General features: G+C 39.7%; 17 protein-coding genes. 4 read left to right on the forward strand and 13 right to left on the reverse strand.

Features of this window, described 5'->3' with window-relative positions; all coding sequences use genetic code 11:
- Positions 1–47: 47 nt before the first annotated feature.
- The 6 genes from I6F49_RS07045 to zapE all read right to left on the reverse strand — a co-directional run bounded on the left by I6F49_RS07045 (position 48) and on the right by zapE (position 5,429).
- A complete protein-coding gene (locus I6F49_RS07045; protein WP_166419367.1) occupies positions 48–797 on the reverse strand; it encodes a cytochrome c1 in 750 nt (249 codons plus the stop codon).
- Positions 794–2,059 (reverse strand): cytochrome b, encoded by a 1,266-nt coding sequence (locus I6F49_RS07050; RefSeq protein WP_165741628.1) that lies wholly within the window; start codon positions 2,057–2,059, stop codon positions 794–796. The genes I6F49_RS07045 and I6F49_RS07050 overlap by 4 nt, the downstream gene beginning before the upstream one ends.
- A complete protein-coding gene (petA, locus tag I6F49_RS07055) occupies positions 2,059–2,649 on the reverse strand; it encodes a ubiquinol-cytochrome c reductase iron-sulfur subunit (protein ID WP_007580333.1) in 591 nt (196 codons plus the stop codon). The genes I6F49_RS07050 and petA overlap by 1 nt, the downstream gene beginning before the upstream one ends.
- A 578-nt stretch (positions 2,650–3,227) precedes the next feature.
- The gene (gene rpsI, locus I6F49_RS07060) at positions 3,228–3,620 is read right to left on the reverse strand and encodes a 30S ribosomal protein S9 (RefSeq protein WP_024595789.1); all 393 of its coding nucleotides are present in this window, start codon (positions 3,618–3,620) and stop codon (positions 3,228–3,230) included.
- An 8-nt stretch (positions 3,621–3,628) separates the two neighbouring features.
- Positions 3,629–4,057 (reverse strand): 50S ribosomal protein L13, encoded by a 429-nt coding sequence (gene rplM / locus I6F49_RS07065; RefSeq protein WP_007378318.1) that lies wholly within the window; start codon positions 4,055–4,057, stop codon positions 3,629–3,631.
- 283 nt (positions 4,058–4,340) lie between these two features.
- On the reverse strand, positions 4,341–5,429 hold the full coding sequence (gene zapE / locus I6F49_RS07070; RefSeq protein ID WP_165739987.1) for a cell division protein ZapE: 1,089 nt from the start codon (positions 5,427–5,429) through the stop codon (positions 4,341–4,343).
- Between the two features lie 135 nt (positions 5,430–5,564).
- Here zapE and I6F49_RS07075 point away from each other — a divergent pair, with 135 nt between their 5' ends.
- The 3 genes from I6F49_RS07075 (at position 5,565) to I6F49_RS07085 (ending at position 8,678) form a co-directional block, all read left to right on the forward strand.
- Entirely contained in the window at positions 5,565–6,008 is a 444-nt protein-coding gene (locus tag I6F49_RS07075) for a YhcB family protein (RefSeq protein WP_165739989.1), read from the forward strand.
- Between the two features lie 131 nt (positions 6,009–6,139).
- Positions 6,140–7,492: a Do family serine endopeptidase gene (locus tag I6F49_RS07080; RefSeq protein ID WP_165739991.1), complete on the forward strand. Its 1,353-nt coding sequence runs from the start codon at positions 6,140–6,142 to the stop codon at positions 7,490–7,492.
- A 103-nt stretch (positions 7,493–7,595) separates the two neighbouring features.
- The gene (locus tag I6F49_RS07085) at positions 7,596–8,678 is read left to right on the forward strand and encodes a trypsin-like peptidase domain-containing protein (protein WP_166419369.1); all 1,083 of its coding nucleotides are present in this window, start codon (positions 7,596–7,598) and stop codon (positions 8,676–8,678) included.
- Between the two features lie 98 nt (positions 8,679–8,776).
- On the opposite strand, the gene murA is transcribed toward I6F49_RS07085, so the two are convergent.
- Genes murA through I6F49_RS07120 form a run of 7 tightly spaced genes read right to left on the reverse strand, consistent with a single transcriptional unit; the run spans position 8,777 to position 13,441 of the window.
- On the reverse strand, positions 8,777–10,036 hold the full coding sequence (gene murA / locus I6F49_RS07090; protein WP_197179459.1) for a UDP-N-acetylglucosamine 1-carboxyvinyltransferase: 1,260 nt from the start codon (positions 10,034–10,036) through the stop codon (positions 8,777–8,779).
- 13 nt (positions 10,037–10,049) lie between these two features.
- Positions 10,050–10,307: a BolA family protein gene (locus I6F49_RS07095; protein ID WP_002957953.1), complete on the reverse strand. Its 258-nt coding sequence runs from the start codon at positions 10,305–10,307 to the stop codon at positions 10,050–10,052.
- Positions 10,308–10,312: 5 nt separating this feature from the next.
- A complete protein-coding gene (locus tag I6F49_RS07100) occupies positions 10,313–10,606 on the reverse strand; it encodes an STAS domain-containing protein (protein ID WP_197179461.1) in 294 nt (97 codons plus the stop codon).
- Positions 10,599–11,279 (reverse strand): MlaC/ttg2D family ABC transporter substrate-binding protein, encoded by a 681-nt coding sequence (locus I6F49_RS07105; RefSeq protein WP_165727694.1) that lies wholly within the window; start codon positions 11,277–11,279, stop codon positions 10,599–10,601. Before I6F49_RS07105 ends, I6F49_RS07100 begins: the two co-directional genes overlap by 8 nt.
- A 5-nt stretch (positions 11,280–11,284) precedes the next feature.
- Entirely contained in the window at positions 11,285–11,833 is a 549-nt protein-coding gene (mlaD, locus tag I6F49_RS07110; protein ID WP_197179463.1) for an outer membrane lipid asymmetry maintenance protein MlaD, read from the reverse strand.
- 13 nt (positions 11,834–11,846) lie between these two features.
- Positions 11,847–12,626 carry a lipid asymmetry maintenance ABC transporter permease subunit MlaE gene (gene mlaE, locus I6F49_RS07115; protein ID WP_002957949.1) on the reverse strand — a complete coding sequence of 260 codons (780 nt, stop codon included), beginning with the start codon at positions 12,624–12,626 and terminating at the stop codon, positions 11,847–11,849.
- Complete coding sequence (locus I6F49_RS07120) at positions 12,626–13,441, reverse strand: ATP-binding cassette domain-containing protein (protein ID WP_076915496.1); 816 nt, start codon at positions 13,439–13,441, stop codon at positions 12,626–12,628. The genes mlaE and I6F49_RS07120 overlap by 1 nt, the downstream gene beginning before the upstream one ends.
- Positions 13,442–13,696: 255 nt before the next feature.
- Here I6F49_RS07120 and I6F49_RS07125 point away from each other — a divergent pair, with 255 nt between their 5' ends.
- The gene (locus tag I6F49_RS07125) at positions 13,697–14,665 is read left to right on the forward strand and encodes a calcium/sodium antiporter (protein ID WP_166419373.1); all 969 of its coding nucleotides are present in this window, start codon (positions 13,697–13,699) and stop codon (positions 14,663–14,665) included.
- Position 14,666: the final 1 nt, after the last annotated feature.

The raw sequence follows: 14,666 nt of genomic DNA on the forward strand, positions 1-14,666 counted from the left end.
AAGGGGCTTAAGCCCCTATTGCAAAATTACCTTTAAAAATGTTCAACTTAATGAACATCTCTCCAGTATTCTTTCTTAAGCATAAATGCCAAGATAAATAGGATGATTAAAAATCCAATTACCTTAATACCTAGCGCTTCCGATTCAAGACGTGAAGGTTCACCCACGTATTCAAGGAAGTTCGTTAAATCACGAGCCGCATGGTCATATTCATCTACGCTTAATTCACCCGAACCATCTGTTTCAGTAGCAATAACTTTGGTCACAGTGTGGCCATGTTCTTCTACTTCTTTAGTGATAGGCGTTGGTAAACCTTGTAGTTCTTGAAGAACGTGAGGCATACCTACCGATGGGAAAACAATATTGTTAACACCAAACGGGCGAGATTCATCTTTATAAAACGATTTTAAGTACGTGTAAATATAATCTGGTGATTTTACACGAGCAATTAGTGTTAAGTCCGGCGGAGCCGCACCAAACCATTTTGCTGCATCGTCTTTTTTAATCGCATTTGTAATATGGCTACCTACTTTAGAACCGTCAAAAATCAACTGCTCTAAACCAACTTCTGTTGGGATACCAATATCACGAAAAGTACGTTCATAACGTTGATACTGCATTTGGTGACAACCAAGGCAGTAGTTCATGAACAACTTTGCACCGCGTTGTAAAGATGCCTGATCAGTAAGGTCGTTATTCGCTTCCATTAAAGGAACCGACGGACCTGCTGCCATAACCATGTTAGGTAACAAGTTTACTGATAAAGCAAATAAACCAATAATAAGCTTTTTCATCATTTCGTTAACCTCTCTGGCAATGGCTTAGTTTTTTCGTTCTTACTGTATACAAATAACAGTACGAAGAACATAAAGTAAGTCACAGTACAGATTTGAGAAATAATCGTTTTCAGATCAGTCTGTGGAGTTGCACCCACCCAACCTAGAAGAACGAAAGTTACAACAAAACCTGCAATGTTCCATTTATGGAAACCACAACGGTAACGAACCGATTTAACTCTACCACGGTCTACCCAAGGTAGTAACGCAAGTACCACAATCGATGCACCCATCGCTGCAACACCGATTAACTTATCAGGGATTGCACGTAAGATTGCATAGAATGGCGTAAAGTACCAAACCGGGAAAATATGCTCAGGTGTTTTAAGTGGGTTAGCTGCCTCGAAGTTTGGACCTTCTAAAAAGAAGCCATTCATCGCAGGCATAAAGAACACAACCCAACAAAACAATATTAAGAAACCAACCACACCCACAATATCTTTAACTGTGTAGTAAGGGTGGAACGGTATCGCATCAACAATATCTTTCTTGTCAGTGTAATACTCGTGAAATTTAAATTTAGGCTTATCTTCTTCAGCTACTGAGCCTTTCTTACGCTTAATCTCAATACCTTCAGGGTTGTTTGAACCCACTTCGTGTAGAGCAACAATGTGTAAGAAAACTAAGATTACAATAACCAGTGGTAGTGCAATTACATGTAATGCAAAGAAGCGGTTAAGCGTTGCACCAGATATTACATAGTCACCACGGATCCAAAGTGTTAAGTCATCACCAATTACCGGAATCGCCCCGAATAATGAAATGATTACCTGCGCACCCCAGAACGACATTTGCCCCCATGGTAATAAATACCCCATGAATGCTTCAGCCATTAGCGCTAAGAAAATAAACATACCAAATAACCACAATAACTCACGAGGCTTTTGATAAGAACCGTAGATCATGCCACGGAACATATGCATATATACAACGATGAAAAACGCTGATGCACCTGTTGAGTGCAAGTAACGTAGTAACCAGCCATAAGGTACATCACGCATGATGTACTCTACTGAGGCGAATGCGCCCTCAGAAGATGGAACAAAGTTCATCGTCAACCAAATACCAGTTAGTATTTGGTTTACTAGTACTAACATGGCTAATGAGCCAAAAAAGTACCAGAAGTTAAAGTTTTTAGGTGCTGGATACTGTGCAATATGCATGTTCCAAACACGTGTCATTGGGATACGGTCGTCGATCCAACCAATAATCTTACCAAACATTAGGCTGCCCCTTTTTCTTCGCCCACTAAAATAGTGGTCTCATCAAGAAAAGTATAAGGTGGTATTTCTAAGTTTAATGGAGCAGGTACCGATTGAAATACACGGCCAGCCATATCAAATTTAGAACCATGACACGGGCAATAGAAGCCATCATCGGTTCCTTCAACTTTTTCACTAAAGTTACCTTGGAAAAAGCCAGGTGAACACCCTAAATGCGTACAAATACCTACAGCCAAAAAGATCTCTGGGCGTAATGAACGGTAATCATTTGTTGATGATTCTAATTGTTGTGGCTCTTGCGAATGCGGATCACGAAGTTGACCTTCATGTTCTTTCATTTGCTCAAGCATTTTTGGGGTACGTGATACAACCCATACAGGTTTACCACGCCACTCGACACGTATTAATTGTCCAGGCTCAAGTTTGCTGATATCTACTTCTACAGGCGCACCCGCAGATTTAGCTCGCTCACTTGGATTCCAAGACGCAATAAAAGGAACAGCAGCCCCAGCCGCACCAACACCACCTACAACAGAGGTAGCTATGGTTAAAAAGCGACGTCGGCCATTGTCTACAGGCGCATTGCTCATCCACTTATCTCCACTATGATTCTCAACACTTGCTATATTGAGAACATCAGTTACAGCAGGTTAATTATTCGAAATTTTTAAAATAGAAGCGATCATAATTAAAACCCTTGATTAAAACAAGGTTATTCAAAGCCCCATGCTCATAAACCTGACTTGATCAAAAATTTGATTAAGCTAGCTCGAGAATAAAGCCGAACGACTATAATAACGCTTCTGTAAAAACAATATACTGACCAAGATCAACACCACTAAGAAGAAACAGTAAAAAACTGTACATAGTGTTGTTAAACCGCTCATTTTACTTACCGGACAATTGTAGCAAAAAATTCCACCAATTAACTGATGGATTTAAACTAATTACGATAATTATTTAACTTTTTTGCAGCTATCTGAGTGTTTTTTAACTTTCGTTTAATTAATACGCAGTTATTAATTAATTTGATCATCATTAATTGCTGCAATCACCAAGTATGGCAGCGATATTGAAAAATCGCATTAAGTTGCAAATGTAAATATTTTGATTTAAAAACAAAAAACCCAGCATAAGCTGGGTTTTTGAATTCTTGATAACGTATAGATTAACGTTTTGAGAACTGTGGACGCTTACGCGCTTTCTTAAGACCCACTTTCTTACGTTCAACTTTACGTGCATCACGTGTAACAAAACCTGCTTTACGAAGTTGTGGACGTAATGACTCGTCAAACTCCATAAGTGCACGAGTGATACCGTGACGGATAGCACCAGCTTGACCAGTTGTACCACCACCAGAAACGGTGATGTAAAGGTCAAATTTTTCAGTCATATCAACTAGCTCTAGAGCTTGATGAACAACCATGCGTGCTGTTTCGCGACCAAAATACTCTTCTAGAGAGCGTTTGTTGATTACGATGTTACCAGTGCCTGGGCGTAAGAATACGCGAGCACTTGAACTTTTACGACGACCTGTACCGTAGTATTGATTTGCCATGATGGTGCTCCTTAAATGTCTAGAACCTGAGGCTGTTGTGCAGCATGGTTGTGCTCAGTACCTGTGTAAACTTTAAGTTTACGGTACATAGCGCGGCCTAAAGGACCACGTGGCAACATGCCCTTAACAGCCTTCTCGATGATCATTTCAGGCTTTGCAGCTTGAAGTTTATCAAAAGTAGTAGACTTAAGACCACCTGGAAAACCAGAGTGTGAATAGTACACTTTGTTTTTGAATTTGTTACCAGTTACAGTAACTTTTTCAGCGTTGATAACGATGATATAATCACCAGTATCTACGTGCGGTGTATATTCAACTTTATGCTTACCGCGTAGGCGATGAGCGATTTCAGTAGCGATGCGACCTAAAGTTTTACCTTCAGCGTCAACTACGTACCAGTCACGTTTTACTGTTTCTGGTTTAGCAACAAACGTTTTCATTTATAAAAATCCAATGTTTTTCAATTAAAACCACAAGTAGTTAATATTAACTACTGCTCTAAGTTTGCTATAACCCCTTCGAGTTTTAGACTTTTGCGCCGCTCACAAGTGGCTAGACTATATGAGGGCATAGAACGCAACGTGGCAGACGCGGGAGTATACCAGCACTTAAAACACATTGCTACTCTCGGTTGTTTTTTCCACAAGAAATTTTAAAATAAGAAGTACTATATACAAACTTCTTATTTTTAATGGCCGACCTATTACACTTTTGCCTACTTATTTAAACTAAGTGTTCTCTAGCTAAATACTCTAAAGACTGCATTTCTTGCAAGCGGCTTATACAGCGCTTAAATTCAAAGTTTAAATTACCTTGAGTATAAAGTTCGGTAATAGGCTTTTCGGCCGATATAATTAAAGTTACATGACGCTCGTAAAATTCATCTACTAAAGCAATAAAACGCCTAGCTGCGTCATCATTAGTTTGCCCAAGCTGTTTTACGTTAGAAATAATAACCGTATTATATAAACGGCTAATCTCCATGTAATCTACTTGGCTACGTGCCGTTTCACATAACTCACTAAATTCAAACATTACAACGCATTTAGCTACTTTGCGTGTTTTGATTAGGCGTCCTTCTACTTCTATAGGCTCATCTAATTGCCCAGGCTCTGGCGATAGCTTATCGAAGTATTCAAATAGGTTCTTATCTGCATCTTCATCTAACGGACTATGAAAAATTTCGGCTTGCTCTAAAGTACGTAACCGGTAATCAATACCTGAATCTACATTAACTATTTCTGTATTGAGCTTAACCAGCTCTATAGCAGGTACAAATCGTGCGCGCTGCAAGCCATTTCTGTAAAGATCATCAGGCACTATATTAGAGGTAGCAACAAGTACAATACCGCGAGCAAATAGCGCTTCCATTAAACCACCAAGTAACATGGCATCGGTAATGTCTTGAACAAAAAATTCATCAAAACAAATTATGTCTGTTTCAGCTTTAAAAGTGTCGGCTATTTTTTCTAATGGATTAGCCGTGTTGTTTAATTTTTTAAGCTCGTTATGGACTCGATGCATAAATCGATGAAAATGCACTCGCATTTTACGTGTGCCCGGCAGTGATTCGTAAAAAGTATCAACTAAATAGGTTTTACCACGCCCTACTCCGCCCCAAAAGTACAAACCTTTAATAGGCGTTGGCTCATCATTGTTAAATAACTTAGCAAAAAAACCTTTTGGTGCTGGCTTTGCCTGAGTTAAGTCATCGTATAGGCGTTGTAAATGGCGCACAGCATTTTCTTGCGCTGCGTCATGTACAAAGTCATCTCGCTTCAAATCTTGTTGGTATGTTTGCCAAGGAGTCATATCTATTTACAGTAAAAACGCAGTTTAATTTGTAAAGCATATTAACACGCATCTTAACTCGGGGTATATTACACTTAATATGATTTATAATTGAATCAAGCATTCGTTAGTTATTTTCCCAAAGGGGTAGTTTTTATGGGCACAGTTATGTGGGTAGGTTTAATTGTTATTGTTGCTGTTGTAGCATTTTTTATTGGTGCATTTGTTACTAAAAAACAATTCAAGCAAGATGAACTAAAAGAGCAAGCTGAACAAGCACAAAGCGCGCTTGAGCAGTATCGCCAAGATGTCGCTGATCATTTAGCGAATACAGGTAAGCTCGTAAATAAGATGAAAGAGAACTATGACCAACTGCTTAGTCATGTTGAGGACACAAACCAGCTTCTTTTAGAAGATAGAAATAAAGCACCAGCAGAACCTTATTTCTCTAAAGAAACAACAGAACAATTACAAGCATCTTTAAAAGAGCGTCGTTCAGACCGTTCTTCTGCAGAAGCACAACCAGCTGATTACGTATCGGGTGAATCTGGTTTATTTGCTGGTCAAAATAAAGTTTCAGAACATTCTAAAGCATCTTGATGAACTTTTTTTAGACCCCATAGTCTTTAGATATAACAGCTTTGTTGTTTTATCTTAACAAACCAAAAAGGGCTGCTGCAAAGTAGCCCTTTTTGGTTTTTGCTTTATCTTAAGTGGAGTTATCCCTGACTATGAAAATGAAATTATCACTTATCAGCGCAGCTATTTTATCTACAAGCTTATTAATGAGCCCTGTAGCATCTTATGCAAAAATGCCAATTGCAGTAAATGGTCAACAACTACCCACTCTAGCCCCTATGCTAGAGAAAATATCTCCTGGTGTTGTCAGTATCCAAGTTTCAGGCTCTAAAGAAGTACGCCGCCGTGCAGATCCACTCGAATACTTTTTTGGACAACAGCAGCCTCGTAGCCAAAAACGCCAATTTAGTGGCCTGGGTTCAGGAGTTATTATTGATGCCGATGAAGGTTATGTAGTGACTAATAATCACGTTATTCAAGACGCCGAAAAAATGGTGGTTACCCTTGAAGATGGACGTGAATTTGAAGCAACTAAAATTGGTACCGATACAGAGTCTGATATCGCTCTTTTACAAATAGACGCTGATGACTTAACTGAAATAAAACTCGCAAACTCCGATAGCTTACGCGTAGGCGACTTCGCGGTTGCGATTGGTAACCCATTTGGACTTAGTCACACAGTAACCTCTGGTATTGTTAGTGCGCTTGGTCGTAGTGGTTTAAACATTGAAGGTTACGAAGATTTCATTCAAACCGATGCTGCTATTAACCAAGGTAACTCTGGCGGTGCACTCGTTAACTTAAATGGTGAGTTGATTGGTATTAATACCGCTATTTTAGGTGCTTCTGGTGGTAACGTGGGCATTGGTTTTGCCATTCCATCTAATATGATGAAAAATCTAGTTGATCAAATTATTGAGCATGGTGAAGTACGTCGTGGCTCGCTGGGTATTTCTGGTCGTCCACTTGATGCAGGACTTGCCAAAGCACAGCAACTTGATGTGAAACAAGGTGCTTATGTAATGCAAGTAATGGATGACACTGCCGCAAGTAAAGCTGGTATTGAAGCTGGTGATGTTATTGTTAGTATTAACGGTGGCGATATTAGTGGTTTCCACGAACTACGCAGCAAAATTGCTACGCTAGGTGAAGGCCGTGAGATAAAACTAGGTATTTACCGCGATGGTAAAATTAAAACAGTAAAAGTAACGCTTGATGGCGCATCTGGTGTTACAGCAACAGGCGAAGAACTACACCCCGCATTCCAAGGTGCAGAGCTCGAAAACGTGCAAAAAAACAGTAACAAAGGTGTTGAGATTACTTCAGTAGATCCTCGCTCACCTTCTGCCCGTGTTGGCCTTGAAGAAGGTGATATTATTATGCAAGTGAATCGCCAACGAGTAGAAACGATTCGCGACATGAATAAAATCATCGACAGTACAAAAGGTAATATCGTACTTGGCGTGCAACGTGGTCGTGAGTCTATATTTATTTTAATTCAGTAATAAATAGCACTATTTAGTGTAATAAAAGTAACAGTGGCACTTGCCGCTGTTATTTTTTTTATGTCATCATAAAGAGATTGCTCACTTACATAATAAGAAAATCGTGCTTAAACTAATAAAATTTATTCTTCCCCCTTTATTTGCAGGCCTAAGTATTGCTTTTTTAGTGGTTTTTTTCAGCCCTAATATGCGAGCAGCTTTACTTCCAAATGTTCCCCTACCAAGCGCTATGAGTGCGAGTCATCTGAGCTTTTCTGACGCTGTTAAACGAGCGGCCCCTTCTGTGGTTACTATTTTTTCAGAAAGCATTTCCAAAGAACCCCGTTATAAAAGAAAAAACACGGTACAAGAGCTAGGCTCTGGCGTCATCATGTCGCAAGACGGTTATATTCTTACTAACTACCATGTTGTTAATAATGCAGATCAAATTATGGTTATTTTAACCGATGGTCGACGTTTTTTTGATGTGCAGCTAATTGGTTTTGATACCATTACTGATTTAGCCTTACTTAAAATAAATGCAGATCACCTTCCGGTAATTCCTGTAAACGATAGCTATGTATCGAGCGTAGGCGATGTGGTACTTGCTATAGGTAACCCGCTTAACTTAGGTCAAACAATCACCCAAGGCATCATTAGCGCAACGGGTAAGCAAAAAATTACTGACAGTCCGTACAATAACTTATTACAAATGGATGCGGCTATTAACGTGGGCAACTCTGGCGGCGCATTAGTTAACTCCAATGGTGATTTAGTCGGTATTACTTCTGCGCAGTTTAAAACGCGTGAAAACTTAAATATTCAAGGAATATTCTTTGCGGTGCCTTACTCACTTGCTAAAAAAGTAATGGGTAAGCTCATTCGTCATGGTCGCGTTGTACGTGGCTATTTAGGCTTTGAAGGCACTGCAGTAGATAGCACAGGTAAAGAAGTAAACGACAGTCTAACCCCGGTTACTGGCATGCGCATTACGAACTTAGACCCTTTAGGTCCTGCATGGCAAGCCGGTATTGAAGAGCAAGATATTGTTATTAAAATTGCAGGGCTTTCGGTAGCAAATCCACAAAAAGTGCTTGAAGAAATAGGTAATACAGAGCCCGGTAAAGAAATAGAATTTGAGCTTTACCGCAATGGTAAAATAGAAAAGATTATGGTGACTGTCGCAGAGCTTGAAACAAAGCTTTAATTAAAAAATAATATTAACCTGCATAAATCGTCAATAAAAAGGTCGGATAGCAATTTGCATATCCGACCTTTTTAAAAATAGCCTAGTTAAATATCTACTTAACTACTTCGACGTTTAATATTTGCGCCCAACGCACTTAGCTTATCTTCAATGCGTTGATAGCCTCTATCAACGTGATAAATACGGTCAACAACCGTTTCACCTTGTGCCACTATACCCGTTAAGATTAAGCTAGCTGAAGCGCGTAGATCGGTTGCCATCACTTGCGCACCTGTTAGGCTCTCAGTCTCACCACAAATTGCGGTATGTCCTTCTAAACGAATATTAGCACCCATGCGCTGCAACTCAGGTACATGCATAAAACGGTTTTCAAAAATCGTTTCTGTAATAGTCGCACTACCATTTGCTACTACATTTAATGCTGTAAATTGAGCTTGCATATCGGTAGGAAAACCTGGGTGTGGAGCTGTTTTAATATTTACGGCTCTAAGTTCACGACCGCGCATATCAAGATAAATACTGTCGTTATGCACCTCTAGGTGTGCATTAGTTGCACGTAATTTTTCAATCACAGGTTCAAGGGAATGAAAGTCAGTATTATTACAAAGTACTTCACCGCCTGCCATTGCTGCTGCGACTAAAAACGTACCTGTTTCAATTCTATCTGGCAAAATACTGTGCTCGCATCCTGCTAAACGCTCAACGCCTTCAACTTCAATGCGGCTAGTGCCAGCACCCATAATTTTAGCGCCCATAGCAATTAAGCAATTAGCTAAATCGATTATTTCAGGTTCACGTGCAGCATTATCAAGTATGGTTTTACCATCAGCAAGAGCAGCTGCCATCAATAGGTTTTCGGTAGCGCCTACGCTTACCATTTCCATAAAGATTTCAGCGCCTTTTAAGCGACCGCTTACCTTGGCATTAATATAACCATTTTCAACGTTTATTTGTGCGCCCATGCGCTCCAAACCTTGAATATGTATATCAACAGGGCGAGCACCAATAGCACACCCACCAGGTAAAGACACTTGAGCTTCACCAAAACGTGCAACCAAAGGACCCAACGCAAGCACTGAGGCGCGCATTTGCTTTACTAAGTCGTATGGCGCTAATGTTTTATTAACCGTTGCGCCGTCAATCACTAGCGTATCGCCGTGCCAATTAACATCAGCACCTAACGTTTTTAATAATGCTTCAGTAGTCACTATATCGCGAAGGCGCGGTACATTAGAAAATGTACTTTTTCCATCAGCTAATAATGAAGCAAACAAAATAGGAAGTGCGGCATTTTTAGCGCCTGAAATAGTCACCTCACCAGCAAGTGAAGTGCCACCTTGAATTACAAATTGATCCATTAAGAGGCCCTATTTATTGCGGTAAAATAAATTTTTGTTCACGCTTCCACTCTACAGGAGTAAATGCACGAATAGATACTGCGTGAATTGTGCCATCTGAAATTGTATTCATTAATGGGCCATAAACTAGCTGCTGCTTTTTAACTCGGCTTAAACCGTCAAAGCATTCACCGACTGCAACAACTTCATAATGACTACCATTGGCTTTTACATGTACTTCAGCTAATTGAAGTTCTTCGCGTAATAATGTTTCGACTTGGCTAGTTTCCATAACTCTCACTCAAATAGGGTTGTAACCTGGCCTAATTGCATTAAATTTTGCAATTGCTCAGGTAGGTTTTGCAACTCAAGGCGAATGCCTTGCTGCTTTAATTCTGCAAAAGAGTGAATTAACCAAGCTAAGCCCGCTGTGTCAACCCTAGATACATGACTTAGGTCGAAATAGATGATTTTATGCTTAGTTAATAACTTGTTGTTCAGAAGCTGTTCATCGCCAATTGAATTTCGAGTAAGCTCACCGCTTACTCGAAAATGTTGTCCATCAACTTGGCTTATTGCCAATTTAGTCATTCGAGTTACTGCCTCTAAACTGAACTGGTAGCTGACTCTTTTGCTCTAAAAGGTTACTTACATTATCAATACCTTGCTGACGCAAAATACCTTGTAGTTCACTTTGTTTTGCATCTAGTAAACTAATGCCTTCAGCAATCATATCGTACGCGCGCCATTCACCATCACGGTCTTCACGTACTTTAAAATCGATTCTGATATCAGGTTTACCGTCTTCAATAATTTTAGTTTTAACGACAACTACATCTTTACCTTTAAATGCTTGCTCGGCACCAAACTCAACTTTTTGGTTTGTATATTGAGTAAACACACCGGCATAAGTAGCTACTAAGTACTCTCTGAATACACCAATAAAGCGCTGAATTTCTTTAATTGCTTTGGCTTTTTCAGCTTCGTCGGTAATTGCACGTACTTTAGAAACCTCGCTACCTAACACACGAAGTGCTGCATATTTGTAGTCGATATAAGGCATTAATTCTTCTTCAACGATTACGCGAAGATGCTCTTGATTTTTAACAATTAATGGCTGATCTTTTTTAATGCGTGCGAATGTATTATCGGCAACTTGGCGTACCATTTTGTTCGGATCCACCAGTTTAACATCTGCTGCACTTACGCTTTGCGTTAGCATCATTGTGCCAATTGCTACAATAGCTAAAAACTTTTTCAACATAATAATTACTCACTACCTTGGTTGAATAAAAACTGCCCGATTAATTCTTCAAGTACAATGGCAGACTTAGTATCAGTGATTGAATCGCCATCACCTAGTGCTTTACTTTCTACACCAAATAAATCGTCAATTGCTTCATCTTGCTTATTTTCAGTCACTGTTTCGCCTAAACAACGCTGTTTGGCAGAGTCTGGTGAAATAACTGGATGAATGCCTAAATATTGTTCACCTAGTATACCCGATGTTAAAATAGAGATTGAACTTGTGTCTGAAAAACGACATAAGTACTGCGCATCAATAGTCATATTAACCACGGGTAAAAACTCTTGTGGGTGAACATAAATAGAGTCAACACGACCAATAACTACACCACCTACTTTTACAGGTGCACGTGCTTTTAACGAGCCGATGTTTTCAAACTTGGCATTAAGCGTATATGTTTCGCCAGAGCCACTAATACCTGAATTGGCAACTTTAAGTGCAAGCATCGCAAACGCTAAAATGCCAAGTGCTACAAAAAAACCAACTAAAATTTCTAATTTCCGTGAATTCATTATCTATACCCTATTAGCTGGTAAACATTACCGCTGTCAAAATAAAGTCAAAACCTAAAACTGCTAGTGACGAATGAACAACCGTTTCGGTGGTTGCTTTGCTGATCCCTTCAGAGGTCGGCACACAGTCGTATCCTTTATAAAGCGCAATCCAGGTCACCACTATGGCAAATACAAAACTCTTAATAATACCGTTTAGTATGTCTTGCTGAAACGACACTTGTGATTGCATGATTGACCAAAAACTACCTGTATCAACTCCCAGCCAATCTACACCCACTAAGTGAGCGCCTATAATTGCTACGGCTGAAAATATTAAGGCAAGCAATGGCATGCTTATAAAACCTGCCCAAAAGCGTGGTGCAATAATACGTTTTAGCGGATCGATTGCCATCATCTCAAGTGATGATAGTTGCTCTGTTGCTTTCATTAAGCCAATTTCAGCAGTCAATGCGCTACCTGCGCGCCCTGCAAATAGTAATGCAGTAACAACTGGGCCCAGTTCTCGCAATAAACTCAGTGCCACTAACGGCCCTAAACTATCCTCAGCGCCATAACCAACTAATACGGTGTAACCTTGTAGAGCCAACACCATGCCGATAAACAAACCCGACACCATAATAATCAGCAACGATTGCGAACCGACCATATAAAGTTGGCGAACAAGTAACGGTGTGCCTTTTTTGAAATTAGGAACATGCGCAAGCGCACTAAACAGCATATAAGCCGAACGGCCAAGAGCCGCAAAACGTCCTAGCGTTTTATGCCCTAGCTTTTGAAATAAATCCAACATTATGCTTTTTCTCCAAGCAGTTCATCTGCATAAGCTTGAGCCGGAAAATGAAATGGTACTGGACCATCCGACAAGCCTTTTAAAAACTGTTGAACTAAAGGAGATTCATGATTGCGCATTTCATCAGGAGTACCACAACCAATTACCCCTTGATCGGCGATAATTATAACGTGATCGGCAATACTCATTACCTCTGTCACATCGTGTGTCACAATTAAAGACGATAAACCCAATACTTCGTTAAGCGACTTAATTAGCTTAACCAATACGCCCATTGAAATAGGATCTTGCCCTGCAAATGGTTCATCGTACATGATTAGCTCTGGATCAAGTGCTATAGCGCGCGCAAGTGCAGCACGTCTTGCCATACCGCCCGATAACTCAGAGGGCATTAAATCTTTAGCGCCACGTAGTCCAACCGCTTGTAATTTCATTAATACAACTAATCGAATAAGGTCTTCACTTAGCTTTGTGTGCTCTCTTATAGGAAACGCAATATTGTCAAATACCGACATATCAGTAAACAACGCACCACTTTGAAAAAGCATGCTCATTTTAGTACGTGCTTCGTATAGCTCTTTGCGAGACATTTTAGGAATGCTGCCACCTTCAAATAAAATATCACCTGAATCTGGTTTAAGCTGACCACCAATTAAACGCAACATAGTGGTTTTGCCAATTCCGCTTGGCCCCATGATCGCAGTAATTTTACCTTTAGGAACGCTAAAACTCATATTTTTATATATGGTTCTATTGCCTCTCGAAAAGCTAACATCCTTGACTTCTACTATTGATTGCGACAAGTCGCTCTCCATAAAAATGTTCACTAGTGCACCTATTTTAAAGCTTTTTTGTCAAAGATGGAAAAAACAATTCGTAAGATTTTGTAATACACCCATAAAAAGGATTATAAGACTCGCTCAAAACAGCTTAACCCCGGCTTAAATTTTTAAATTAGCTGTTTTAAAGCAATGTTGCCACCTAGTTGACCTTACTCTTTTATTTATACTTTCATCTTGGCTTTTGTTACTATTCGCGCCATCTGTATTTTGTATAACTGGCTTAACACAATGGTTACCTCGTTTGTTATTTTAATTCTTGGTTTTGCAGCTCTTGTTTGGAGTGCAGACAGGTTTGTTTATGGCGCTGCGGCTCTTGCTAAAAACTTTGGAGTGCCTACACTTATTGTTGGTTTGACCGTTGTAGCAATGGGTTCTTCAGCACCCGAAATGATGGTTTCGGCATCTGCTGCACTGGCTAACAAAACAGACACAGCCGTTGGTAATGCTGTTGGCTCTAATATTACAAATATTTTACTTGTGTTAGGTATCACGGCTTTATTTCGCCCTCTTTCAGTTTCATCTAGTACGTTAAAACGCGAAATGCCATTGGTGATGCTCGTATCTTTAGTTACTTGGTATGTGTTTTCAGATAACTACTTTTCATTTAATGAAGGTGTTGCGCTTTTAGTTGGCTTTATCGTATTCATCGGTGGGTTAATTATTGTATCTATGCGTGCAAAAAACCAAGATGACCCATTTGTCTCAGAAGCCTGCGACGACGTACCTAGCAATGTACCTACAAAAAAGGCCGTATTTTGGTTAGTAGTCGGCATGATACTCCTACCTGTTAGTTCTCATTTTTTAATAGGTTCAGCTGTCGATATTGCTAAATACTTTGGCTTAAGCGACCTAGTCATTGGTTTAACAATTATTGCCATTGGTACTAGCTTGCCAGAACTTGCCGCTTCTATTGCGGGTGTACTTAAAAATGAAGACGATTTAGCACTAGGTAATATTGTTGGCTCAAACATATTTAATATTCTAGCTGTATTACCACTGGCTGGTATTATCAACCCTTCTGCAATTGACCCGTCATTAGTAAGTCGAGATGTATTAATTATGATTGGTGCAACACTTGCCCTAATTATTATGTCATTGAACTTTAGAGGCACCCAACGTATCAATAGAGTAGAAGGCGGCTTATTGCTAATAGCGTTTTTGGGTTACCAAGGGTATATTTTTAGTCAAGTAGGGTAAA

Source organism: Pseudoalteromonas sp. SWN166, from assembly GCF_015864485.1.
GTDB lineage: Bacteria > Pseudomonadota > Gammaproteobacteria > Enterobacterales > Alteromonadaceae > Pseudoalteromonas.